The sequence below is a fragment of the Bradyrhizobium sp. 195 genome, from assembly GCF_023101665.1.
In the GTDB taxonomy this organism is placed as follows: domain Bacteria; phylum Pseudomonadota; class Alphaproteobacteria; order Rhizobiales; family Xanthobacteraceae; genus Bradyrhizobium.
On the sequence record NZ_CP082161.1, the window covers coordinates 3095326 to 3119230 of the forward strand.

A 23905-nucleotide genomic window follows, 5' to 3' on the forward strand; every position below is an offset into this window, starting at 1 on the left:
CGATGCTACTTCGCATCCTCCAAGATCATCGTCGCGCCCTTCTCGGCAATCATCGCGGTCGGCGTATTTGTATTGCCTGAAGTGATCGTCGGCATGATCGAGGCATCGACGACGCGCAGGCCGTCGAGGCCGTAGAAGCGCAGGCGCTCGTCCACCACCGCCATGGGATCGCTGACCGCGCCCATCTTCGCAGTGCCCACGGGATGGAAGATGGTGGTGCCGATGTCGCCGGCGGCCTTCGCCAGCGAGGCATCGTCGTCGCCGACGGTCGGGCCTGGCAGATATTCGCTCGGGCGATATTTGGCGAGCGCCTTCTGCTGCATCAGGCGGCGCGTGGTGCGGATGGCGTCGGCGCCGACCTGGCGGTCGCCGTCGGTCGACAGATAATTCGGCGCGATGATCGGCTTTTCGTCCGGCGTTGCCGAACGTAGCCGCACGGTGCCGCGCGAGGTCGGCTGGAGATTGCAGGCGCTCACCGTGATGGCGGGGAAGCGGTGCAGGGGATCGCCGAACTTGTCGAGCGACAGCGGCTGCACGTGGAACTGGAGGTTGGCGCGTGCACGTGTCGCATCGGAGCGGGTGAAGATGCCGAGCTGCGACGGCGCCATGGTCAGCGGGCCGCGGCGGCGGAAGGCGTAGTCGAGCCCCATCAGGCCGCGGCGGAACAGGTTGTAATAGGTCTCGTTCAGCGTGCGCACGCCCTCGACCTTGTAGATCGCTCGCTGCTGGAGATGGTCCTGCAGATTGCGTCCCACGCCGGGCTTGTCCATGACGATGTCGATGCCGAGCGGCGACAGCCAGTCGGCGGGTCCGATGCCGGAGCGATGCAGCACCTGCACCGAGCCGATCGAGCCCGCCGAGAGGATCACCTCGCGCTTCGCCCGCGCCTCGATGATCTCGCCGTTCTGAATGAAGCGCACGCCGACGGCGCGGCCTTGCTCGATGATGAGGCGGTCGACCAGAACGTGCTTTTCGAGCCGCAGGTTCGGACGGTTCAGTGCAGGCTTGAGGAAGCCGCGCGCCGACGACCAGCGCCGGCCACGCTTCTGGTTGACGTGGAAATAGCTGGTGCCTTCGTTGTCGCCGATATTGAAATCCGGGATGCGCTTGATGCCCATCTCCTCGGCGGCGTCGCCGACGGCATCGAGAACGTCCCACGACAGCCGCGGCGCTTCGATGCGCCAGCCGCCCCCGGTGCCGTGATGCTCGCTCGCGCCCAGGAAGTGATCTTCCAGCCGCTTGAATAGCGGCAGCACGTCGTCATAGCCCCAGCCGGTCATGCCGAGCTGGCGCCAGTGATCGTAGTCGGCGGCCTGTCCGCGCATCGAGATCATGGCGTTGATCGCCGAGCAGCCGCCGATCACCTTGCCGCGAGGGTAGGCCAGCGAACGGCCGTTCAGGCCCGGCTCGGCCTCGGTCTTGAACATCCAGTCCGAGCGCGGATTGCCGATGGCGAAGAGATAGCCGACCGGGATATGGAACCAGATCCAGTTGTCGTCACCGCCGGCTTCGAGGATGAGGACGCGGTTGTTGCGATCGGCCGATAGTCGGTTCGCGACGATGCAGCCCGCCGTACCGGCTCCGACGACAATGTAGTCAAACTCACCTTCGAGCCGTCTTGGCATTCTGCTTCCACCCAAACAGGCGTCATGCCCGGGCTTGTCCCGGGCATCCACACGCTTTCTGTCCTAATAGGCAGACGTGGATGGCCGGGACAAGCCCGGCCATGACGAGAGGACAGAGCTCCCCCGGACCCTCAGGCAGTTGGGTGGACTCGCCCTTGCATGGTAGACAGGGCTGCATTTTCAACAAAGCTTGAGACCCTCCATGCCCATCGTGAACCGCGTCGCCGACCTTCAACCCGATATTCAGGCCTGGCGCCGGGACATCCACGAGCATCCCGAGCTGCTGTACGACGTTCATCGCACTGCAGCATTCGTGGCGGACCGCCTGCGCGAGTTCGGCTGCGACGAGGTCGTGACCGGGCTCGGACAGACCGGGGTGGTCGGCGTGATCAAGGGCAACAAGCCGGCCGGCGAAGGGCTCAAGTCCATCGGACTGCGCGCGGACATGGACGCGCTGCCCGTCGAGGAGCAGACCAACCTGCCTTACGCCTCCAAGACGCCGGGCAAGATGCACGCCTGCGGCCATGACGGCCACACCGCGATGCTGCTTGGTGCCGCCCGCTACCTCGCCGAGACCCGCAACTTCGCCGGCGATGCCGTGGTGATCTTCCAGCCGGCCGAAGAAGGTGGCGCCGGCGGCGCGGCCATGGTCAAGGACGGCCTGATGGAGCGCTTCGGCATCGAGCAGGTCTACGGCATGCACAACGGACCCGGCATCCCGATCGGCTCGTTCGCGATCCGGCCGGGTCCGATCATGGCGGCGACCGACGAGGTCGACATCATGATCGAAGGTCTCGGCGGCCATGCCGCGCGTCCGCACAAATGCGTGGACTCCGTATTGGTCGGCGCGCAGGTGATCACCGCCTTGCAATCGATCGTCGCGCGCAGCGTCGATCCCTTGGAATCGGCCGTGATCTCGATCTGCGAATTCCACGCCGGCAATGCCCGCAACGTCATTCCGCAAACGGCGACGCTGAGGGGCACCATCCGCACCCTATCGCCGGAGGTACGCAAGCTGATCGAAAAGCGCGTGCACGAGGTGGTCGCGGGCGTGGCGCAGATCACCGGCGCCAAGATCGATTTGCACTACAAGCGCAATTATCCCGTGGTGAACAACCACGCTGCGGAGACCGAGGTGGCGCGGCGTATCGCCAGGCAAGTCGCGGGCGAGGCCAATGTGCACGAGATGCCGCCGCTGATGGGCGGCGAGGATTTCGCCTACATGCTGGAAGCGCGGCCCGGCGCCTTCATCTTCTGCGGCAACGGCGACAGCGCCGGCCTGCATCACCCCGCCTACAATTTCAACGACGAGGCGATCGTTTACGGCACGTCCTATTGGGTCAAGCTGGTCGAGGAATCGCTCGCGGCGTCGTAAGGCCGAAGCCGAAGCAGATACCAAAAAGGGCCCGTGCATCGCACGGGCCCTTTGTCTTAGAGTAATGCGATCGCTCAGAAGATCCGCGAGAAGATCACGTAGAGCGTGGCCGATAGCGCGATGGCGCAGGGCAGCGTCAAAACCCAGGCCATCAGCAAATTGCGGATGGTCGACCATTGCAGGCCCGAGCCGTTCGCGGCCATGGTGCCGGCGACGCCGGACGACAGCACGTGAGTGGTCGAGACCGGCAGGCCGAACACGTCGGCGGCGCCGATCGTGGCGGCGGCCACGAGCTCGGCCGAGGCGCCCTGCGCGTAGGTGAGATGGGACTTGCCGATCTTCTCACCGACGGTGATGACGATGCGCTTCCAGCCGATCATGGTGCCGAGGCCGAGCGCGATGGCGACCGCGATCTTCACCCAGGTCGGGATGAACTTCGTGGCAGAGTCGAGCGAGCCCTTGTAGGTGTTGAGCACCGCGACCTCGTCCTTGCTGAGATCGTTCTCCTTGTCTTTCATCAGGAAGCGGATGGCTTCCGACGTCATGTACATGTCGTTGCGGGTGTTGCCGACGACTTCCGCCGGCACCTTGTTCAGCGAGCCGTATTTGGCGACCTGATCGCCGACGTCCTTCACCAGCACGGCGAGCGAGGGATAGGTGCCCTCGTTGATGTGGCGCAGCGTGATGTACTGCGTCACGGCCGGACGGGGATCGCCGATGATGCTGTGGCCGGCGCCTTTCGTCGAGATCACCTTGGAGGCGGCCTCGGAGGTCTTCTGGAACTGGGCGACCTGGGACTCCGGTAGCGCGCGGTTGAGGGCGTAAGCCGTCGGAACGGTGCCGATCAGGATCAGCATGATCAGGCCCATGCCCTTCTGGCCGTCGTTCGAACCGTGCGCGAAGCTGACGCCGGTGCAGGTTGCGATCAGCAGGCCGCGGATCCAGAGCGGCGGTGCCTTGTTGCCTTCGGGCGCAGCATAGAGTGCCGGGTTGCGCACGACGAACTTGAGCAGCAGCAGCAGCGTGGCGGCGCAGATGAAGCCGAACAGCGGCGACAGCAGCAGCGCGTAGCCGATCTCGGTCGCCTTGGTCCAGTCTACGCCGGAGGTGCCGTCGCGGCCGCGCATCACGGCGTTGGCGACGCCGACGCCGATGATCGAGCCGATCAGCGTGTGCGACGAGGAGGCGGGCAGGCCGAAATACCAAGTGCCGAGATTCCACAGGATCGCGGCGATCAGCAGCGCGAACACCATGGCGAAACCGGCGCTGGAGCCGACCTGGAGGATCAGCTCGACCGGCAGCAGCGAGACGATGCCGAAGGCCACCGCGCCGGAGGAGAGCAGCACGCCGAGGAAGTTGAAGAAGCCCGACCACATCACCGCGAATTCGGCCGGCAACGAGTGGGTGTAGATCACGGTCGCCACCGCGTTGGCGGTGTCGTGGAAGCCGTTGACGAATTCGAAGCCGAGCGCGATCAGCAGCGCGACGAACAGCAGGATGTAGGGCAGGTAGCTCGTGACCCGCGTGCCGGTCGCGTCGATGTCGGCATGGATGCTGTAGGCGACGAACAGCAGGCCCGCGGCGAGGATGCCGAAGAACAGGATCATCGTCAGCGGATTGAAGCCCTTGTCGAGATTTGGCCGCGAGGCCGGCTGGACGGGCGCGGGATCGGCTACCGCGCGGTCGAATGCAACATCGGTCATGTCTGGACGCCCCTTAACTTTAAAGTAAGGGTATTGTCCGCGATGGATTTGAAGGCCGGATGACAACCGCCGCGTGAAAACCGTTTTCCCGCCAGTATTCAGGCGGCGCGTGCGGACTTCTTCTGCAATGACGCAGCGATCTTCAAATCTTCGACAAAGCGCTGATATTCCAGCACCTTCGCCTCCGGATCGGGCAGCCGCAGCAAGTAGGAGGGGTGCACCGTCACCAAAGCCTTGCGCCCGTCGGGAAGCTCTATGAGGCGGCCGCGGGTCTTGCCGATCGGGGTGATCTTGCCGAACACGCTTTGCGCCGCGGTGGCACCCATCGCCACGATCAGATCGGGCTGAATTGCCGAAACTTCCCGCTCATACCATTGCCGGCAGGCCCGGATCTCCGGCGTATTCGGCTTCTGGTGCAGGCGAATTTTTCCGCGCGGCACGAATTTGAAGTGTTTGACCGCGTTGGTGACATAGACCTTCTTGCGGTCGACACCTGCCTCCTCCAGCGCACGGTCGAGCATCTGGCCGGCCGGGCCGACGAAGGGATGGCCGGCAAGGTCCTCCTTGTCGCCGGGCTGCTCGCCGACCAGCATGATGTTGGCCGATTTCGGGCCTTCGCCGAACACGGTCTGGGTCGCGTCCTTGTAGAGATGGCAGGCGCGGCAATGCGCAGCTTCCTCGCGAAGCGTTTCGAGATTGTCGGCAGTAAGCTTGCGTTTCATTGGAGCCTCCGGCCGCCTCTGAGGCTTGTGCGGATCGGTTGCGGCATTGGCGATCATGGCGCCGGTCATGCGCTCGGCGTCCTCGATCAGAGGCTTAATGATCGAAGCCTCGGGCAGGTTCCTCCAGTATTTCTTTGGCATCTCGGCCTGCATCGCCTTCACCTTGAGCCGGGCCGGATTGAAGATGCTGGCGTAGTAACGCCGCCAGGTTTCCTCGAGCCGATCTTCGCCCGGCGCTTCGCTTTTGCTGACACCTGAGGTGAACGTGAGCGCATGGCCGTCCCAATGCGCGCACAAATCGGGCGTCAGGATCGACCAGGGCATGTCGGCAAAGCGCCTGGCGAAGAACGGCGCGGCGAGCTCGACGATGTGATGCTCCGGCTCGAACCAGGCGACGTAATGCGCCTCGCGTTCCCGGCCGATCTCGCGGAAGCGCACGAAGGCATGCATCTTGTGCTCGTCGCGATAGACCGCTTTCGCCATGGCCGTGACCTGCGCGACATCAGGGTCGGTCGCGACCTCGATGAGATCGTGATTGTCCTTCAGCCGCCAGAGCAGGCGATAGAGGATCGCAAAGCGCTGGCGGTCGCGGTGCAGGATTGCGGCCTGGGCGAGTTCGACGAATTTTGCGGATACGCTGAAGGTGCCGTCGTTCACCTCGAGGATCGGAGACGGCGCGGGCGGCGCGAACAACTCGGCTTCGCCACCCTGCACGGCCCAGATGACATCGGTGGGCTTCACATGATGAAGCACGAGTGTCCGCGCGGCATTGCGCCAGCCGTCGAAATCGGTTTCGGTGTCGAGGGTGACGTACTGCATCAGAAGCCAAACCCCAGTTGCGTTGCCTTCGGCTTGAACCGCTCGACCAGCCGCGCTTCGTCGAGACGATGCGGTGAGGGGCGGTGATCGCTGAGGACGATGAACGGCAGCGCCTTGTTGCGGGGGACGTGCAGCCGTGCGAGATCGGTGAGGCGGATCGTGGTGGTGCGGCGTGTCGCGATGATGCGTTCAACCGTCCTGGTGCCGAAGCCCGGCACGCGCAGAAGCTCCTCGCGGCTGGCGCGGTTGACGTCGAGCGGGAAGCGGTCGCGATGACGCAGCGCCCAGGCCAGCTTGGGATCGATGTCGAGCGGCAGCATGGCGCTGTCGTCGACGATCTCCGCAACGTCGAAGCCGTAGAACCGCATCAGCCAGTCGGCCTGGTAGAGCCGATGCTCGCGCAGCAAGGGCGGCTGTACCAGAGGCAAAGCGCGGCTCGCGTCAGGGATCGGGCTGAAGGCGGAATAGTAGACGCGCCGGAGCCGGTAGGCGCCGTAGAGATTGGCGCTGGTGTGGAGAATGGTATGGTCGGAGGCCGCGTCGGCGCCGACGATCATCTGTGTGCTTTGTCCGGCGGGTGCGAAGCGTTGCCGCTTTACTTTCGTTTTCGCGTTGCGGTCTTCCTCGGCTTCGTCGAGCTTCAGCCGCAACCGGCCCATGGTGCGGCGGATCGCACGCACGTCCTTTTCCGGCGCGAATTGCTGCAGGCTGGTTTCCTCGGGCATCTCGATGTTGATGGAGAGACGATCGGCATATTTGCCGGCTTCCGCGATCAGTGTGTCGTCAGCCTCGGGAATGGTCTTCAGATGAATGTAGCCGCGGAAGTGATGCTCCTCGCGCAATTTGCGCGCGACGCTGACCACCTGCTCCATGGTGTAGTCGGGGCTGCGGATGATGCCGGAGGAGAGGAACAGCCCTTCGATGTAATTGCGACGGTAGAAGTCGAGCGTCAGCTTGACCAGTTCGTCGATGGTGAAGCGGGCGCGCGCCACGTTCGAGGAGGCGCGGTTGACGCAATAGAGGCAATCGTAATTGCAGGCGTTGGTCAGCAGCACCTTGAGCAGGGAGATGCAGCGTCCGTCGGGCGCGTAGGAATGACAAATTCCCATGCCGGGCGCGGTCGAGCCCATGCCCTTGCCGTCGCTGGAATCCCGCTTTTCCGTGCCGCTGGAGGCGCAGGACGCGTCGTACTTGGCGGCGTCCGCGAGAATTTCCAGCTTGCGTTGTACGTCCATGTTGGAATCCCTTTGATTCAACTCATGAATCCCTAGGCGCGCCAATTTGATTGACTCTTCTGGCGCCGTTAGCTTTATATTAGAACATATCATGAACAAATGAGCCAGCCGCTGGTTCTTCTTTTGAAGACCACGGCCCCAATTTCTGAGGAGCGGCGAGCATGAGCGGCGCACGTAGCAGCGCGCTTGCGATCCTGCGCGGCCAGATCGAGCGCATCGAGACGGCGGAGGTCGTGCATCAGTATGATCGCGTCGCACTCGGCCACGGCGAGGTCGACACCGCCCTGAAGGGCGGGCTCGCGCGCGCGGCGATCCACGAGGTGTTTTGCGAGGGGCGGCAGGGGACGGCCGCAACGGGGTTTGTCATGGGGCTTGCGAGCCGCGTGACGGCACGCAAGCCGCTGCTGTGGGTGCGGCAGGATTTCTCGGAAGTGGAGACGGGCGCGCTGTCGATGAGCGGGCTCGCCGAGCTCGGCCTCGATCCGCGCCGCGTGGTGATGGTGCGCGCGGCCGACGTGGAGAGCGCGCTGCGCACCTCGGCCGACGCGCTTGCTTGCGATGCATTGGGCGCCGTCGTCCTCGAGCTCTGGGGCGAGACCAGGCAGTTCGATCTCGTGGCGAGCCGCAAGCTGACGCTGGCCGCGCAAGGCTCCGGCGTCACCGGCCTGATGCTGCGCATGGCCGCGCAGCCTTTGCCGTCGACCGCGGAGACGCGATGGATGCTGCGCGCGGCGCATTCGCCGCCAAGCCCGGGGTGGAGCATCTGGGGCGCGCCGCGCTTCGATGCCGAGCTGTTGCGCAATCGTCATGGCCCGTGCGGCCGGTGGATCATGGAATGGAAATGTGATGAGTGCCAGTTCAGTGAGCCGTCGACGTATTCTCAGCCTGTGGCTGCCGCGCCTGCCTATCGACCGGATCCAGCGGTTCCTTGGCAGCGCCGGACTGGGTAAATCCACTCATCCGAGCATCGTCGTCATCAAGGACAACAATGCGCTGGTGATCCATGCGTTGGACGAGGCCGCCGAGCGCCTCGGCCTGTACATCGGCCAGCCTCTGGCCAATGCGCGGGCGATGTGTCCGGATCTAAAAGTGTTCGATGCCGATACCGTCGCCGATGCGAAGACGCTCAGCGATATCGCCGATTGGTGCGACCGCTTCACGCCGCTGGTGGCGCTCGATCCGCCGCACGGGTTGTTCCTCGATATCACCGGCTGCGCACATCTGTTCGGCGGCGAGGCTGCGCTGCTAACGACGCTGGTTCGTGCGCTTGCCCGCCAGGGCTTTGCCGTCGGCGCGGCGATCGCCGGCACGTCGGTCTGTGCGCGTACGCTGACGCGGCAGGCATCTAGCAGCATCGTCCCCGATGGCGGAGAGGCGGCGGCGATCGACCGGTTTCCGGTGTCTGCGCTCGGCGCGGGCGAGGCCATCACCACCGGCCTGCGCCGCGCCGGCCTGAAGACCATCGGGGACGTCGCCGCGCGCTCGCCGGGCGAAATCACGGCGCGGTTCGGCGCGCGGTTCTCCACACTGCTCGCCCATGCGCTGGGGCAGGGCGATGCCCCGATCAATCCGCGCAAGCCGCTGCCCGATTACATTGTGGAGAAGCGCTTTGCCGAGCCGATCGCAACCGACACCACGATCGCGATGACGCTGTCGCGGCTCGCCGACACGTTGATCGCCTCCATGGAGAAACAAGGCAAGGGCGCGCGCCGGCTCGAGGCGGCGTTCTTCCGTACCGACGGCGTGGTGCGCACGATCATGGTCGAGACCGGTCGTCCGGTGACGCGAAGCGCGGTGATCGACCGCCTGTTCCGCGAGCGCCTCGATGCGCTCGCAGATCCCCTCGATCCCGGCTTCGGCTTCGATATGGTGCGGCTGTCGGCGAGCCGCACCGAGATCGTGGTGCAGGAGCAGCGCGATCTCGACGCCCATGTCCACGACAATGACGAGCTTGCCGCGTTGATCGATCGCATCGCCGCCCGTATCGGCGGAAAGCGCGTCGTCGTGCACCTGCCGCAGGATACCCATATCCCCGAATGTGCGGCGATGGCCGCGCCGGCGCAGCATCATCTCGCTGCCGCCATGCAGGCCGAATGGCCCGCACGTGTCGAGAGCGAGCCGCCGCTGCGTCCCTTGCGGCTGTTCGACAAGCCGGAGCCGATCAAGGTGCCGTTCGCGAGCGTGCCCGACGGGCCGCCGCATCAATTCACCTGGCGCCGCGCGTTGCATGCGGTGGTGCGGGTGGAAGGGCCCGAGCGCATCGCAATGGAATGGTGGCGGCAGGACGGCAAGCAGCTGACCAGGGATTATTTCCGCATCGAGGATGCCGAAGGCCTGCGCTTCTGGATTTTTCGCGACGGTCTTTACGAGGGGGAGTGCTTCGATGCCGAGGGCAAGCCCACCCCTCCGGGCTGGTATGTGCACGGTCTCTTCGCATGAACACATCAGCTTATGCCGAGATCGGCATCACCACCAACTTCTCTTTCCTGCGCGGCGGTTCGGATCCACGCGCCTATGTGCATCAGGCGAGCAAGCTCGGCCTTCCCGCGATCGGCATCGCCGATCACAACACGCTGGCCGGCGTGGTGCGGGCCTGGAATGAGCTCGACAATGACGAGGTGGTGCACAAGCCGAAGCTCCTGATCGGCGCACGCATCGTCTTCGTCGACGGCACCCCCGACATTTTCGTCTATCCGCGCGACCGTGCGGCCTATGGCCGGCTCTGTCAGCTCCTCACCCGGGGCAAGCGCGGCGACGACATCACGCGCATCGAGAAGGGTGAGTGCCGTCTCACCTTCGCCGATCTTCTGGAGTTTTCCGAAGGCCAGCTCCTGGTCCTGACGCTGCCGCATCGCTTCGAGCCGGCGCAGGCCCTGGATGTCCTTGCCAAGCTGAAGGCGAGCCGCGCCGAGGGCGTGTGGCTGGCGGCGAGCCTGATCTATCGCGGTGATGACCGGCGCCGCCTGGCGGGGCTCGATGATCTCGCGGCAAAGGCAAAAGTGCCGCTGCTCGCGACCAACGAGGTGCTTTATCATCATCCCGCGCGCCGTCCGCTTCAGGACGTGCTGACCTGTATCCGGGAAAAGACCACGATCGAGGCGGTCGGACGGAAGCTGGTATCCAATGCCGAACGGTTCTTGAAGACGCCGCGGGAGATGGCCCGGCTGTTCCGCGATTTCCCTGAAGCGATCGCGGAGACCATGCGCTTTGCGGGCAAGATCGACTTCTCGCTCGACCAGCTCAAATACCAATATCCGGACGAGCCGGTGCCGCCGGGAAAGACCGCCCAAGGGCATCTGGAGGATTTGACCTGGGCGGGCGTCGACAAGTATTTCGGCGGCGAGATCGACGACAAGCTGCGCGCGACGCTCAAGAAGGAGCTCGCGCTGATCGCCGAGCTGAAATACGCGCACTATTTCCTCACCGTGCATGACATCGTGCACTATGCGCGCAGCCAGAACATTTTGTGCCAGGGGCGGGGATCGGCGGCGAATTCGGCCGTGTGCTACGTGCTCGGCATCACCTCGGTCGATCCGACCAAGGTCGATCTGTTGTTCGAGCGCTTCATCTCCAAGGAGCGGCTGGAGCCGCCCGATATCGACGTCGATTTCGAGCATTCGCGGCGCGAGGAGGTGATGCAATATGTCTATCGCCGCTACGGCCGTCACCGCGCCGCGATCATCGCCACCGTCATCCATTATCGCCCGCGCAGCGCCATCCGCGACGTCGGCAAGGCGCTGGGCCTGACCGAGGACGTCACCGCCGCGCTCGCCGACACCGTCTGGGGAAGCTGGGGCAAGGGCCTCAACGACATGCAGGTCAGGCAGGCCGGCCTCGATCCCAACAATCCCATGATCAACCTCGCTGTCGAGCTTGCGACCGAGTTGATCGAATTCCCCCGCCATCTCTCCCAGCATGTCGGCGGCTATGTGCTGACGCAGGACCGGCTCGACACCTATGTTCCCATTGGCAACGCCGCGATGGACGACCGCACCTTCATCGAATGGGACAAGGACGACGTCGACGCGCTTCATATGATGAAGGTCGACGTGCTCGCGCTGGGCATGCTGACCTGCATCCGGAAATGTTTTGATCTGATCGCGGACCACAAGGGCGAGCGTTTCGTGCTGGCGAGCGTTCCTCAGGACGATCCCGAGGTTTACGACATGCTGTGTGCCGGGGAGTCGCTCGGTGTCTTCCAGGTCGAGAGCCGCGCCCAAATGAACATGCTGCCGCGGCTGAAACCGCGGACCTTCTACGATCTCGTCATCGAAGTCGCGATCGTGCGGCCGGGGCCGATCCAGGGCGACATGGTGCATCCGTATTTGCGGCGGCGGAATGGTCTGGAGGAGGTTCGTTATCCCTCGCCATCGCCCGAGCATGGCCCTGCAGACGAACTCTACAAGGTGCTGCACAAGACGAAAGGCGTACCCCTGTTCCAGGAGCAGGCGATGCGAATTGCCATCGAGGCAGCAAAATTCACCTCCGAGGAAGCCAACGGCCTGCGCCGCTCGATGGCGACCTTCCGCAATGTCGGCACTATCGGCCAATACGAGGAGAAGCTGATCGGCAACATGGTAGCGCGCGGCTACGATGCCAACTTCGCCAGGAGCTGCTTCGACCAGATCAAGGGGTTTGGCTCCTACGGCTTTCCGGAGAGCCATGCCGCAAGCTTCGCGCAGCTCGTCTACATCTCGTCATGGCTGAAGTATCATCACCCCGATGCCTTCTGCTGCGGGCTCCTCAACTCGCAGCCCATGGGCTTTTACGCGCCGGCGCAGATCGTCGGCGATGCCCGTAAGAACGGCGTCGAGATTCGCGACATCGACGTGTCCTACAGCTTTGCGCAGAACACGCTGGAGAGTACTGAAGGAAAATGCTGCGCCGTCCGCCTGGGTTTCCGCCAGATCGACGGTTTCCATTGGCTGGATGAAGATGAGGAGCGGCTGAAGCGCTCCCAGCCGTCATTCCGGGGCGCGCGTAGCGCGAGCCCGGAATCCATCGGGCCGCATGCGCTTGGCGGAATGGATTCCGGGTTCGACGCTGACGCGTGGCCCCGGAATGACAATGCGGAGAAATCACAAGACTGGGCCGACCGCATCGTCGCTGCCCGCAACCGCCGACCCTTCACCTCGCTCGAGGATTTCGCTCGCGATACCGGCCTGCCCAAGCGCGCGCTGATCCTGCTGGCGGATGCCGACGCGTTTCGCTCGCTCAGTCTCGACCGCCGCGAAGCACTGTGGCAGGTGCGGCGGCTGCCCGACGACGTGCCGCTGCCGCTGTTCGAGACGGCGACCGCCCGCGAGCAGCCGGATGAGCATGCAAAGCCGCTGCCGCTGATGCCGCCCGCCGAGCAGGTGGTCGCGGACTACCAGACCATCCGGCTCTCGCTCAAGGGCCATCCGATGGAATTTTTACGCGAGATGTTTTCGCGCGAGCGGGTGGTGGCCTGCAAGGCCATCAGCCATGAGAACGAGCGGCGCCGCGTCCGCTGCGCCGGCGTGGTGCTGGTGCGGCAACGACCGGGCAGCGCCAGCGGCGTCGTATTCATGACGCTGGAGGACGAAACCGGCATCGCCAATGTCGTGGTGTGGCCCAAGATCATGGAGCAGTACCGTAAGGAGGTGATGGGCGCGCGCCTCATCCTGGTCGAGGGCTATATCCAGAGCAGCCCCGAGAAGGTGACACATCTCATCGCCCAGCGCATGGTCGACCGCTCACACGATCTGGTCGGATTGGCCAACGATGCCCTGGGCCGCAAGCATCCGGTGCCGGCAGGCGCCACATTGGTCGAGCCCTTCAACGAAGACCCTCGCGCGCTCGCGGACATGCCAGCGCAGAAACTCCGCCACCCCCGCAACGTCCGCATCCTGCCGCCGTCGCGGGATTTTCATTGAGTGGATTCCCGCCGACAATCTCTCACCGTCACCCTGAGGTGGCCGCTTCTTCAGCGGCCCTCGAAGGGCGACGGCCCCGCTGCATCCGGGCCGCTCATCCTTCGAGGCTCCTCATGAGACGCTGCGCGTCCCATGCCTCGCACCTCAGGATGACGGGGTGAGATGCGATTGCGGCCCCCTCAAAAATTCACCCGGTTCGAGATCGCGCCGTCCACGACGAGATTCGATCCCGTGGTGAACCCTGACACCGGGCTCGCCAAAAACACCGCCGCGTTCGCGATGTCCTGCGGCGTTGCCATGCGTCCGGTCGGATTGCGCTTCATCGCGTCGTTGTAGCGCTCGGGCATGTTCTTCTCGATCATCTCCCAGACGCCGCCCTTGAAATAGACGGTGCCGGGCGAGACCACGTTGATGCGGATCTTCTTCTTTGCATGTTGTCGCGCGAGGCCCTTGGCCATGTGGATCAGCGCGGCCTTGATCGGACCGTAGGAACTGGCCGTGTCCGCTTGCGCCGCGGAGATCGACGAGATGATCACAAAGGCGGCATCGCCGCTGCTCTCGCCGCTGGCCTCGAGGAACGGACGGGCGGCATCGAACGCATGCACGGCGCCGAGCACGTCGAGCTGGAAATTCTGCTGCCAGGATGCGGCGTCGTGGCCTTGCGCCATCGCGCCGGCATTGGAGAACAGCATGTCGATGCCGCCGAGCTCCTTTGCAGCATTCTCGATCCAGGCTTTCAGCGCCGCGCCCTCCGTGACGTCGACCGGGCTGCCGGTGGCGCGAACGCCGCTCGCCTTCAGCTCCGCGACCGTTGCCGCAACCTGATCGGCATTGCGCGCGCACACCGCAACATTGGTGCCTTCACCGGCCAGCGTCGCCGCAATCGCCCGCCCGATGCCGCGCGTGCCGCCGAGCACGATGGCGTTCTTTCCTTTGAGACCGAGATCCATTGTTTGGCTCCTTTTTGTGATGCAGAGAATGTAGCTGTTTCGGCAGGAATGCTGAACTATACAATTCGTCATTGCGAGCATAGCGAAGCAATCCAGAAATGCATCTGCGGCAACGGTCTGGATTGCTTCGTCGCAAGGGCTCCTCGCAATGACGTGGAGGGAGTCCTCACTCCGGCGCCGCCCCCACCGGTGGGCCGCCGGGCGGGCGGTGCAGGAAGGTCAGCGAGACGTAGGCGCCGGCCCAGGAGCCGATCGCGGCGAAGGCGACATAGAAGGCGTTTTCGGTGTAGCTGATCACGGCGTAGGAGGAGAGCATGTACCAGACCGCGCTCCAGTTCGCGGCTGACATGCGCTTGCGCGCGATCACGGCCGAGGTGAACATCACATAGACCGCGTCGGTGGCCGCCGTTGCAACGAACACGGCGCCTGCGGTGAGGGGATCGATGGCGGCCATTGCAATCCTTTCTGTGATCGTGGGATGGTCAGGAAAACTAAAGGGAGAGAAGCGGCCATGCAAAGCCCCGCCGACATTCTCAAGGGCATCTGGACCTCTGCAGGCGGTGACACCGCCGCCCTCGACCGCGTGCGGTTGACGGGCGAGGAGCCTCAAATCCCGTCCTCGTTTCGTGTCGCGGTCACCGGGCAGACGACCATCGCCGCGGCGGGTCTCGCCGCCGCTGAAATCTGGCGACTGCGCAGTGGCGAGACGCAGCAAGTTTCCGTCGACATTTGCCACGCCGTCGCCGAATGCCGCTCCGAGCGCTATTTGCGTCTCGATGACAAACCGCCGCCGCCGGCATGGGACGCCATCGCCGGCGTCTACAGGACCGGCGACAACCGCTTCGTTCGCTGCCACACCAACTTTCCGCATCACCGCGACGCCGTCTGCAGCGTGCTCGGCTGCGAGGCCGAGCGCGACAAGGTGCAGGCGGCGCTGATGCAATGGAAGGGAGAAGATTTCGAGACTGCGGCTTACGCGGCTGGCGGCGTCGTTGCCCTGATGCGGAGCTACGACGAATGGTCCGCATCGCCACAGGCGCGTGCGCTGGCGCAATTGCCGCTGATCTCCATCGAGAAGATCGGCGAAGCCCCGCCAAAGCCGTGGCCGCAGAGATCATCGAACAACGATCGTCCGCTCTCGGGACTTCGCGTGCTCGATCTCTCCCGCGTCATCGCAGGACCTGTCGCGGGCCGCACGCTTGCCGCGCATGGCGCGGATGTGCTGCTGGTGTCAGGGCCGGAGCTGCCCGCCATTGACTGGCTCACCATCGACACCGGCCGCGGCAAGCTCACCACCTTCATCGAGCTGAAGAGCGAGACGGGCAGGGCACGATTGCGCGAACTGCTAGAGGATGCCGACATCTTCTCGCAAGGCTATCGCCCGCGCGCGCTTGCCGCCCTCGGCTTCGCGCCGGAGGATGCAGCGAAGATCAATCCCGGCATTGTCTATGTGACGCTGTCGGCCTATGGCCACACCGGCCCCTGGGCCGAGCGACGCGGCTTCGATTCCCTGGTGCAGACCACGACCGGATTCAATCACGCCGAGGGGCGCGCTGCCGGCCTCGATGGTCCCAAGGAATTGCCGGCGCAAATGCTCGACCACGCCACCGGCTATCTGATGGCGTTCGGCGCGATGATGGCCAGGGCGCGTCAGGCCCGCGACGGCGGCAGCTGGCACGTGCGCGTGTCGCTGGCGCAGACCGGGCGTTGGCTTTGGAATCTCGGCCGGCTCGACGGCGGATTGAATACCCCGGATCTTACGGGGGAGGCCGTACATGCTGCATTCATCGAGAGCATGCCATCTGGCTTCGGCATGTTGAAGGCGGTGCGCCATTCGGCGCTGCTGTCGAACACGCCGGCGCAATGGAGTCGTCCGGCGATGCCGCTCGGCAGTCATCTGGCACAATGGCCGGCGCGAAGCTGACATGAAGCTGACACGTCGCAAAATTTTAATGCAAACCGAAAGGCGCCCAGCGTTTTTTAGGTTGTTTGAAATCGCAATTCGGCACTATTAGCGCGACCGATAAGGCAGGCGTCTGCCAAGATCGTCGCAGACACGACCGGGCTCCATGGTAGTTGAAAATACCAAGCGATTGCAGGTGTTTACAAAACAACGGGTGATCACATCCGTAGTTTTACTAGCTCTTGTCGGCGCCGGTGCCTACGGCTCCCTCTCTTCGGGGGGCAAGGAAAAGAAACATTCCGAGATCTCCAGCCAGTCGCGCAGAAATGCGCAGAACTTCACGCCGACACCGTCCGAATGGGCGACGCTGACGATCGAGCCGGTCAAGGCCAAGAGCTTCCGGGCCGAGTATGTCACCGAGGGCAAGGTCGCCGTCGACGAGGACCGTTCGACGCCGGTGTTCTCGCCCTATGCGGGCCGCGTCACCAAGCTGCTGGCCAAGCCGGGCGAGACGCTGACGCAGGGTCAACCGCTGTTCACGATCGAGGCCGCCGACACGGTGCAGGCCCAGAATGATTTCATCGCGGCGATGACCTCGCAGAACAAGGCGAAGTCGGCGCTCGAGCTTTCCGACATCCAGTTCAAGCGCGCCAAGGACCTCTATGAGGGCCATGCCATTCCGCTGAAGGATTATCAGCAGGCGGAAGCGACCCAGGTTCAGGCGCGCAACGACATGCGCTCCTCGGGGACCGCGCTCGAAGCCGCGCGCAACAAGCTGCGCATCCTTGGCTTCACCGACGAGACCATCAAAGCATTCCAGGACAAGGGCGTCATCGATCGGGAGATCACGATCTATTCGCCGATCGCGGGCACGGTCGTGCAGCGCAAGATCGGCCCCGGCCAGTACGTCAATTCCGGCGCCAGCGATCCGGTCTTCGTGATCGGCGACCTCTCCACCGTCTGGCTCACCGCCTTCGTGCGCGAGAGCGATGCGGCCGCGGTGTGCATCGGCCAGGACATCACCGTCAACGTGATGGCACTGCCGGGCCGGCCGCTGACCGCCAGGATCAACTACGTCGCCGCCGCGATCGACCCCAGCACCCGCCGCCTGCTGGTCCGCGCCACCATCGACAACAAGGATGGCCTGCTCAAGCCGGAGATGTTCGCCAACGTCACGATCTACTCGGCCGGCGACCGCGCCGCGCCGGCGGTGCCGAAGCAGGCGTTGATCTATGAAGCCGACAAGGTCCGTATCTGGGTCGCGCGCGAGGACAAATCGGTCGAGCTGCGTCAGATCAAGATCGGCCTCATCAACGGCAATCTCGTCGAGGTCACCAGCAATCTGAAACCCGGCGAGCAGATCGTCACCAAAGGCAGCCTGTTCATCGACCGCGCGGCGTCCGGCAGCTGATCGACGACCCAAGAAAATTGAAGACCTGAATGGATCGTCTCGTCGCCCTTGCCGTCAACCGGCGCTTCCTGATGGTCGGGATGTTCGTCGCCGTGCTGATCGGCGGCCTGATCGCGTTCAACCAGCTCAACATCGAGGCCTATCCCGATCCGACCCCGCCGATGGTCGACATCGTGACGCAGAGCCCGGGGCTGTCGGCAGAGGAGATCGAGCGCTACATCACGATCCCGATCGAGACCCAGGTCGCAGGCCTGAAGAATCTGACGACGATTCGCACCATCTCGCTCTACGGCCTCTCCGACATCAAGCTCCAGTTCTCCTTCGCCTACACCTATGACGAGGCGTTGCAGCAGGTGTTGAACCGCCTGGCGCAGCTTGCGCCGTTGCCGGGCAACGTGCAGCCGCAGATCTCGCCGCTCAGCCCGATCGGCGAGATTTTCCGCTACCGTCTCGTCGGTCCGCCGAACTACAGCGTGCTCGATCTCAAGACCATTCAGGACTGGATCCTTCAGCGCCGCTTTCGCGCCGTGCCGGGGGTCATTGACGTCACCGGTTGGGGTGGCAAGAGCAAGACCTATGAGCTCCAGGTCGACTTCAACAAGCTGGTCGCCAACGGTCTGACGCTGCCGCAATTGCTCCAGGCGGTCGGCAATTCCAACGTCAATGTCGGCGGCAACACCGTCAATATCGGCCAGCAATCGGCCGTCGTGCGCGGCGTCGGCCTGATCCGGTCGATCGACGATCTCGCCAATACCATGGTGGCGCAGACAGGCGGCAATCCGGTGCTGGTCAAGGACGTCGCCACCGTCACCGTGGGCCAGAAGCCGCGCCTCGGCATTGCCGGCCTCGACGAGGCCGACGACATCGTGCAGGGCATCGTCCTGATGCGCCGCGGCGAGCAGAGTTCGCCGACCATCAAGCGGGTCCACCAGCTGGTTCAAACCATCAACAATTCCAGCATCCTGCCGCCGGGCGTGCGCATCGAGCGCATCTACGACCGCGGCGACCTGATCGAGCTCACCACCCACACGGTGCTGCACAACATGGTGGTCGGCATTCTGCTGATCGTGCTGCTGCAGTGGATCTTCCTCGGCGACCTGCGCAGTGCGCTGATCGTCGGCGCCACCATCCCGTTCGCGCTGTTCTTTGCCGTCATCATCCTGGTGCTGCGTGGGGAATCGGCCAATTTGCTGTCGGTCGGCGCGATCGATTTCGGCCTGATCGTCGATGCCACCGTCATCATGGTGGAGGCGATCTTCCGCCGTTTGACGCAGACGACGCCGATGTCGGAATCCGAACATATGTCGCCCGAGACGATGTTCGGCATGAAGAGCCACGCCATCCTCAGCGCGGCTGCCGACGTCTCGCGCTCGATCTTCTTTGCCGCGGCGATCATCATCGCGGCCTTCCTGCCGCTGTTCACGCTGTCGGGTGTCGAGGGCAACATCTTCGGGCCGATGGCCCGCACCTATGCCTACGCGCTGGCAGGCGGGCTCCTTGCGACGTTCACCGTGACCCCGGCGCTGTCCGCGATCATCCTGCCGGCGCATGTCCATGAGACTGAGACCAAGGTGATGCTGATCCTGCACCGGCTCTACATGCCGGTGCTGAATTGGGCGGTCGCCAATCGCAACATCGTGCTCGGCGGTGCGGTCGGCCTCGTGCTGATGACGGTCGCGCTCGGCCGGCTGCTCGGCCTCGAATTCCTGCCGAAGCTGGAAGAGGGCAATCTCTGGATCCGCGCCACGCTGCCGCCGACCATCTCGCTCCAGGAAGGCAACAGCTACGTCAACGAGATGCGCAAGGTGATCCGCGCCCGGCCGGAGGTGGAGTCCGTCGTGTCGCAGCACGGCCGTCCCGACGACGGCACCGACGCCGCCGGCTTCTTCAACGCCGAGTTCTTCGCGCCGCTGAAGCCCGTGAGCCAATGGCCCGGCACGCGCGACAAGGAAGAGCTGACCGCGGAGCTGCTGAAGCAGCTCGACGACCGCTTTCCCGGCGTCGAGTTCAACTTCTCGCAATATCTCCAGGACAACGTCTCCGAGGCTGTCTCCGGCGTGAAGGGCGAGAACTCGATCAAGCTGTTCGGCAGCGACCTGCAGGCACTGACCGACACCGCCAACAAGATCAAGCAGGTGCTCTCGACTGTGCAGGGCGTCACCGACCTTGCAGTGTTCACCTCACTCGGGCAGCCGACCGTCCAGATCGACATCGACCGCGCCAAGGCGGCGCGCTATGGCCTTGCGCCGGGCGACATCAACGCCACGATCAAGGTCGCGATCGGTGGTGACACCGCCGGCGATCTCTATGAGCCGGGCAGCGACCGTCACTTCCCGATCATCGTCCGCCTCGCGCCGGAATACCGCAGGAGCGCGGAGGCGATCCAGAACTTGCGGATCGGCGCGCCGGGGCCGAACGGCACCGTCACGCAAATCCCCCTGAGCGAAGTCGCCAACATCAGCCTCGTCTCCGGCGCCGCCTACATCTATCGCGAGCAGCAGGAACGCTATTTGCCGATCAAGTTCTCGGTGCGCGAGCGCGACCTCGGCAGCGCGATCCGCGAGGCGCAGCAGAAGATCGCCGACCAGGTGCAGCTGCCGCCCGGCTCGCACATGGACTGGGTCGGCGAGTTCGGCAATCTCCAGGACGCGATCCGGCGGCTGTCGCTCGTTGTGCCGATCTCACTGGCGCTGATCGGCGTGCTGCTCTGGTTCAATTTCGGCTCGATGACCGACACGCTGCTGGCCATGAGCGTGATCCCGATGGCGATCTTCGGCGGCGTGCTCGGTCTGTTGATCACAGGCACCGCGTTCAGCGTCTCCGCGGCGATCGGCTTCATCGCGCTGTTCGGCATCGCCGTGATGGACGGCATCATCATCCTGTCGCAGTTCAACCAGCTCATCGAAGAGGGCATGGACCGCATGAGCGCGGTGATCCGCACCGGCGAGCTTCAGCTCCGGCCGGTGCTGATGACCTGCGTCGTCGCCGGCGTCGGCCTTCTGCCGGCGGCGCTGTCGGAGGGCATCGGCTCGCAGGTCCAGAAGCCGCTTGCTGTCGTCGTCGTCACCGGCATGATGCTGGCGCCGGTCGTGATCCTCGTGACCTTGCCGGTGCTGATCTCGTTCTTCTCGCGCCGCGCGCGCTGACTATTAGAACCCGTAGAGCCGCGCCGGGTTGTCGACCAGGATCTTCTTGCGCACGCTCGCGTCCGGCGCCCATACCGGAAGCTGATTGAGCAGGCGCCCGTCGTCGATCTGGTAGAGCGGCGCGATGTCGGTTGCCTTGCGTCCCTCGACGCGGCTCGAATCCGGATGCGGCCAGTCGGTGCCCCAGACGATGCGATCCGGGTTGGCCGCGATCAGGGCCTGCGCGTACGGCACCATGTCCTGATAATCTGGCGCGAGCTTCGACGAACGGTAGGCGCCCGAAATCTTGACATAGGCCTTGCCGGACTTCACCAGCGCGACGAGATCGGAGAAGCCCGGCTGCTCCACGCCGTGCGATGCTTCGAGGCCGCCGAAATGGTCGAACACGACGGGCACCGGCGCGGTCTCGACGAGGTCCTTGATCGCCGAGATCATGGCAAGCGTGGTGTAGAGCTGCACGTGCCAGCCGCGCGCCTTCATGCGCTCGACTGCGGCGGTGAAGCGCGGTCGTCCGACATTGGGGTCGTTGACGCCGCCGGTCGCGAGATTGAGGCGGGTGCCGCGGAAACCGTCCTGATGCATCGTGTCGAGCGCGCTCTCCGGCGTCTTGTCGTCGATCACGGCGACGCCGCGTGCAGTCGCGCCGCGGGCTTTCATGCCGAACAGGGTCGATGAATTGTCGGTGCCGTAAACGCTGGGGGTAACGATGACCACGCGTTCGACATGCAGCGCCTTGTGCAGTGCGGCCATCTCCTCCGGAGAGGCCGGCTCGGGCGTGTAGACGCGTCCAGCGAAGAACGGAAACTTTTCGGGATCGCCGTGGATATGGGTGTGGCAGTCGCAGGCGTGCGGCGGGACGTCGAAATTGACCGGTGTCGCAGGCTGCACGGCCCGGGCGTGGGCTCTGTTGGTCATGGCTACTCCGGCGGCGAGGGAGGCAAGCAGGACGCTGCGTCGGTTGAGCACGATTTCTCTCCCTGCTTTTGTTGTTTGGCAGTGGAGCCGGAAAGTATCACATCAGCCAGGCAGCCGCTGTGCCTCGTTGCATAGCTGCTCGACAAGGTCGGCAAGCAGGCGTGAGCCGTCAACGCGCACGACCGGGCAGGGCAGGCCCGCGAGCCACGCTTCATCTTTTGAGAGACTGCGGCCCTCTCGATCGCCGGCTTCGTAGTGTGAAGCCCATCCGACAAAGGCTTCGGTCTCCTCATGGCGCCAGCCGCCCGGCGCTACGGCATCTGCCCCGAAATGTGCAGCTTCGCGAGCACGCAGGCGCTGCATGCGAAGTTCGCGCGGTGTCGTCACGAAGACAACAAGATCAAATAACGGGACGAGCTCGTCGCCCCAGCCGGTGACGGTTCCACTCAGCACCCAGTCGAGACGCGGCAGGAACATCTCGCGCATCAGGCGCAGGCGGTCGGCGGCCGGGCGCGTCGTCTGGTAGGGCGGCACGGTCGGCAGCCAGAAATAATCGTCGCTGTCGTGATGCGGCAGCGCAAGCCGGCCCGCCAGCGCGCGGCCGAGCGTCGTCACGCCGGAGCCGGAGGCGCCCATCAGGTGGATGCGGCGGCTTTTCATCGGCCAGAGGATTGAAAACTACTGCCCCGACGGCGTGCGCAGGCCGTGCCAGGCATCGCGGACCTGGTGGTAGTGCACCTCGGGCAGGTAATCCGGCGTGTTCAGGCTCAGTGTCTTGACATCGAGATGGCCGGTGGCGCTGAGCAGCGTGTAGGAGGCGATGACGCGGTCGCGCAGCGCGCCGATCAGGCGGGCCTTGGCCTGGATCAAATCGGCCTGCGAGTTCAGCACGTCCACCGTCGTGCGCTGACCGCCGGCGGCCTCGCGCTGCACGCCCTGGAGGGCGACGGTCGCGGCTTTCACCTCGGACTCCGAAGCCGAGACCGTGATCTTGGCGCCCTCATTGGCAACCCAGGCGCTGACCGCCGCCGTGCGCGCCTGGTTGCGCACTTGGTCGAGTACGAGCCGGCTCTGCGCCGTGATCTCCTTGGCCTGCCGGGTCTGCGCCGCGGCCTGGCCGCCGTCGTAGATCGGCGCGGTGACGTTGGCGACGATCGAGGCCTGATCCTCGGCGAAGGTGCCGAGCGTCGGGTCGTTGTTGCGGCTCTTGCTGGCGCTGCCCTGGATGGTGGCGCTCGGCAGCAGCGCACCTTCGGCGATGCGGATGTTGGTGGAGGCGACATCGACGTCGAAGCTGGCGGCCATCACCGCCGGATGCTGGCGGATCGCCATCGTCATGGCGTCTTCGCGGCTCTTCGGCAGATAACGGTCGACGACCTCGGCGGGCCGAAGCTGCGACGGTGAATTGCCGATCACTTGCGCATAGATCGCCTGGCTGACGGCAAGCGCGACTTCGGCGGCGTTGAGATCGGCAAGGCCGCGGTTGAGGCGCGCCTCGGCCTGCGCGCTGTCGGTCGGCGTGACATCGCCGGCGTTGAGACGGCGCTGGGTGACCGAGAGCGTCTCGCGCAGGAAGGCGACGTTGGAACGCTGCGCCTCGACCAGCGACTGGTTGGCGAGCACGTTGGTGTAGGCGGTCACCGCGTCGAGCAGGACGCCCTGGCCGACATTGCGCAACGCCTCACGGCCCGACTGCACCTGCAGTTCGGCCGCCCGCACGTTGTTGGCGGTGCGGAAGCCGTTGAACAGGGTCTGCGTCACGGTGACGCCGATGATCCACGGCTTCAGGTTGCCGGTCTGGATCGTGTTGTCGGGCAGCAGATTGCGCACCGATTGCAGGCCGGCGCTGAGGCTCGCGACGATCTGCGGCCGGTAACCGGCAAGGGCCTGCGGCACGTTCTCATCCGTGGCGCGTTGGCGCGCGCGTTCGGCATTGAGCTGCGGATTGGTCTGGTAGGCTTTGGCCAGCGCCTCCGGCAGGGCTTCGGCCCAGGCGGCGGAGGGCAGCGCGCAACAGAGCGCCAGCGTGGTCCACGTCGCAAGCACAGGACCTACGCCCGATCGATGCCGCGTCATCACGCGACCAGCTCTGGCGGTACGTCCAATCATGTAATCCCGCTTAACCCGACTGTCCGCCCCCGCCGACGGTGGCCTCTTAACTGTTTAACCAGCCGAGGTCCCGCAGGCAAACTGCCGCGGGGAAA

At 64.7% G+C, this 23905-nt stretch carries 16 protein-coding genes; 7 read left to right on the forward strand and 9 right to left on the reverse strand.

Annotated features, from left to right (window positions below):
- Positions 1 to 5 precede the first annotated feature (5 nt).
- On the reverse strand, positions 6 to 1625 hold the full coding sequence (locus tag IVB26_RS14315) for a GMC family oxidoreductase (protein ID WP_247972250.1): 1620 nt from the start codon (positions 1623 to 1625) through the stop codon (positions 6 to 8).
- Between the two features lie 202 nt (positions 1626 to 1827).
- Between IVB26_RS14315 and IVB26_RS14320 the strand changes: the two genes are divergently transcribed.
- Complete coding sequence (locus IVB26_RS14320; RefSeq protein WP_247972251.1) at positions 1828 to 3000, forward strand: M20 aminoacylase family protein; 1173 nt, start codon at positions 1828 to 1830, stop codon at positions 2998 to 3000.
- Positions 3001 to 3074: 74 nt separating this feature from the next.
- Here the strand turns inward: IVB26_RS14320 and IVB26_RS14325 are convergent, their stop codons facing one another.
- The 3 genes from IVB26_RS14325 to IVB26_RS14335 all read right to left on the reverse strand — a co-directional run bounded on the left by IVB26_RS14325 (position 3075) and on the right by IVB26_RS14335 (position 7479).
- Positions 3075 to 4703, reverse strand: a complete 1629-nt coding sequence (locus IVB26_RS14325; RefSeq protein WP_247972252.1) for an inorganic phosphate transporter — start codon at positions 4701 to 4703, stop codon at positions 3075 to 3077.
- Positions 4704 to 4801: 98 nt separating this feature from the next.
- Positions 4802 to 6244 carry a UdgX family uracil-DNA binding protein gene (locus IVB26_RS14330; protein ID WP_247972253.1) on the reverse strand — a complete coding sequence of 481 codons (1443 nt, stop codon included), beginning with the start codon at positions 6242 to 6244 and terminating at the stop codon, positions 4802 to 4804.
- Entirely contained in the window at positions 6244 to 7479 is a 1236-nt protein-coding gene (locus IVB26_RS14335) for a putative DNA modification/repair radical SAM protein (RefSeq protein ID WP_247972254.1), read from the reverse strand. The genes IVB26_RS14330 and IVB26_RS14335 overlap by 1 nt, the downstream gene beginning before the upstream one ends.
- A 161-nt stretch (positions 7480 to 7640) precedes the next feature.
- On the opposite strand from IVB26_RS14335, the gene IVB26_RS14340 reads away from it, so the two are divergent.
- From IVB26_RS14340 to IVB26_RS14350, 3 genes are read left to right on the forward strand one after another with little or no spacing between them, the layout of a single operon-like run.
- Positions 7641 to 8429: an ImuA family protein gene (locus IVB26_RS14340; protein WP_247972255.1), complete on the forward strand. Its 789-nt coding sequence runs from the start codon at positions 7641 to 7643 to the stop codon at positions 8427 to 8429.
- Positions 8326 to 9918, forward strand: coding sequence for a Y-family DNA polymerase (locus tag IVB26_RS14345; protein ID WP_247972256.1), 1593 nt, complete (start codon positions 8326 to 8328; stop codon positions 9916 to 9918). The genes IVB26_RS14340 and IVB26_RS14345 overlap by 104 nt, the downstream gene beginning before the upstream one ends.
- Positions 9915 to 13376, forward strand: coding sequence for an error-prone DNA polymerase (locus tag IVB26_RS14350; protein WP_247972257.1), 3462 nt, complete (start codon positions 9915 to 9917; stop codon positions 13374 to 13376). Before IVB26_RS14345 ends, IVB26_RS14350 begins: the two co-directional genes overlap by 4 nt.
- Positions 13377 to 13555: 179 nt before the next feature.
- Here the strand turns inward: IVB26_RS14350 and IVB26_RS14355 are convergent, their stop codons facing one another.
- Positions 13556 to 14326 carry an SDR family NAD(P)-dependent oxidoreductase gene (locus tag IVB26_RS14355; RefSeq protein WP_247972258.1) on the reverse strand — a complete coding sequence of 257 codons (771 nt, stop codon included), beginning with the start codon at positions 14324 to 14326 and terminating at the stop codon, positions 13556 to 13558.
- A gap of 166 nt (positions 14327 to 14492) precedes the next feature.
- A complete protein-coding gene (locus IVB26_RS14360) occupies positions 14493 to 14780 on the reverse strand; it encodes a hypothetical protein (RefSeq protein WP_246925873.1) in 288 nt (95 codons plus the stop codon).
- A gap of 57 nt (positions 14781 to 14837) precedes the next feature.
- On the opposite strand from IVB26_RS14360, the gene IVB26_RS14365 reads away from it, so the two are divergent.
- The 3 genes from IVB26_RS14365 (at position 14838) to IVB26_RS14375 (ending at position 20786) form a co-directional block, all read left to right on the forward strand.
- The gene (locus IVB26_RS14365; protein WP_247972259.1) at positions 14838 to 16250 is read left to right on the forward strand and encodes a CoA transferase; all 1413 of its coding nucleotides are present in this window, start codon (positions 14838 to 14840) and stop codon (positions 16248 to 16250) included.
- Between the two features lie 145 nt (positions 16251 to 16395).
- Positions 16396 to 17640: an efflux RND transporter periplasmic adaptor subunit gene (locus IVB26_RS14370; protein WP_247972260.1), complete on the forward strand. Its 1245-nt coding sequence runs from the start codon at positions 16396 to 16398 to the stop codon at positions 17638 to 17640.
- A 29-nt stretch (positions 17641 to 17669) separates the two neighbouring features.
- Entirely contained in the window at positions 17670 to 20786 is a 3117-nt protein-coding gene (locus IVB26_RS14375; protein ID WP_247972261.1) for an efflux RND transporter permease subunit, read from the forward strand.
- A 3-nt stretch (positions 20787 to 20789) separates the two neighbouring features.
- Here IVB26_RS14375 and IVB26_RS14380 read toward each other — a convergent pair whose 3' ends face one another.
- The 3 genes from IVB26_RS14380 to IVB26_RS14390 are packed head-to-tail and all read right to left on the reverse strand — an operon-like array spanning position 20790 to position 23777.
- Complete coding sequence (locus tag IVB26_RS14380) at positions 20790 to 21752, reverse strand: amidohydrolase family protein (RefSeq protein ID WP_247972262.1); 963 nt, start codon at positions 21750 to 21752, stop codon at positions 20790 to 20792.
- Between the two features lie 51 nt (positions 21753 to 21803).
- A complete protein-coding gene (locus IVB26_RS14385; protein WP_247972263.1) occupies positions 21804 to 22361 on the reverse strand; it encodes a P-loop NTPase family protein in 558 nt (185 codons plus the stop codon).
- Between the two features lie 18 nt (positions 22362 to 22379).
- The gene (locus IVB26_RS14390) at positions 22380 to 23777 is read right to left on the reverse strand and encodes a TolC family outer membrane protein (RefSeq protein ID WP_247972264.1); all 1398 of its coding nucleotides are present in this window, start codon (positions 23775 to 23777) and stop codon (positions 22380 to 22382) included.
- Between the last annotated feature and the right edge of the window lie 128 nt (positions 23778 to 23905).

What these genes read in the sequence shown, in the direction of transcription:
- IVB26_RS14370 (WP_247972260.1), top strand. Translation starts at nt 16,396, where the DNA reads ATGGTAGTTGAAAATACCAAGCGATTGCAGGTGTTTACAAAACAACGG.
- IVB26_RS14355 (WP_247972258.1), bottom strand. Translation starts at nt 14,326, where the DNA reads ATGGATCTCGGTCTCAAAGGAAAGAACGCCATCGTGCTCGGCGGCACG.
- IVB26_RS14330 (WP_247972253.1), bottom strand. Translation starts at nt 6,244, where the DNA reads ATGCAGTACGTCACCCTCGACACCGAAACCGATTTCGACGGCTGGCGC.
- IVB26_RS14315 (WP_247972250.1), bottom strand. Translation starts at nt 1,625, where the DNA reads ATGCCAAGACGGCTCGAAGGTGAGTTTGACTACATTGTCGTCGGAGCC.
- IVB26_RS14350 (WP_247972257.1), top strand. Translation starts at nt 9,915, where the DNA reads ATGAACACATCAGCTTATGCCGAGATCGGCATCACCACCAACTTCTCT.
- IVB26_RS14360 (WP_246925873.1), bottom strand. Translation starts at nt 14,780, where the DNA reads ATGGCCGCCATCGATCCCCTCACCGCAGGCGCCGTGTTCGTTGCAACG.
- IVB26_RS14375 (WP_247972261.1), top strand. Translation starts at nt 17,670, where the DNA reads ATGGATCGTCTCGTCGCCCTTGCCGTCAACCGGCGCTTCCTGATGGTC.
- IVB26_RS14390 (WP_247972264.1), bottom strand. Translation starts at nt 23,777, where the DNA reads ATGACGCGGCATCGATCGGGCGTAGGTCCTGTGCTTGCGACGTGGACC.
- IVB26_RS14320 (WP_247972251.1), top strand. Translation starts at nt 1,828, where the DNA reads ATGCCCATCGTGAACCGCGTCGCCGACCTTCAACCCGATATTCAGGCC.
- IVB26_RS14345 (WP_247972256.1), top strand. Translation starts at nt 8,326, where the DNA reads ATGAGTGCCAGTTCAGTGAGCCGTCGACGTATTCTCAGCCTGTGGCTG.
- IVB26_RS14365 (WP_247972259.1), top strand. Translation starts at nt 14,838, where the DNA reads ATGCAAAGCCCCGCCGACATTCTCAAGGGCATCTGGACCTCTGCAGGC.
- IVB26_RS14325 (WP_247972252.1), bottom strand. Translation starts at nt 4,703, where the DNA reads ATGACCGATGTTGCATTCGACCGCGCGGTAGCCGATCCCGCGCCCGTC.
- IVB26_RS14340 (WP_247972255.1), top strand. Translation starts at nt 7,641, where the DNA reads ATGAGCGGCGCACGTAGCAGCGCGCTTGCGATCCTGCGCGGCCAGATC.
- IVB26_RS14335 (WP_247972254.1), bottom strand. Translation starts at nt 7,479, where the DNA reads ATGGACGTACAACGCAAGCTGGAAATTCTCGCGGACGCCGCCAAGTAC.
- IVB26_RS14385 (WP_247972263.1), bottom strand. Translation starts at nt 22,361, where the DNA reads ATGAAAAGCCGCCGCATCCACCTGATGGGCGCCTCCGGCTCCGGCGTG.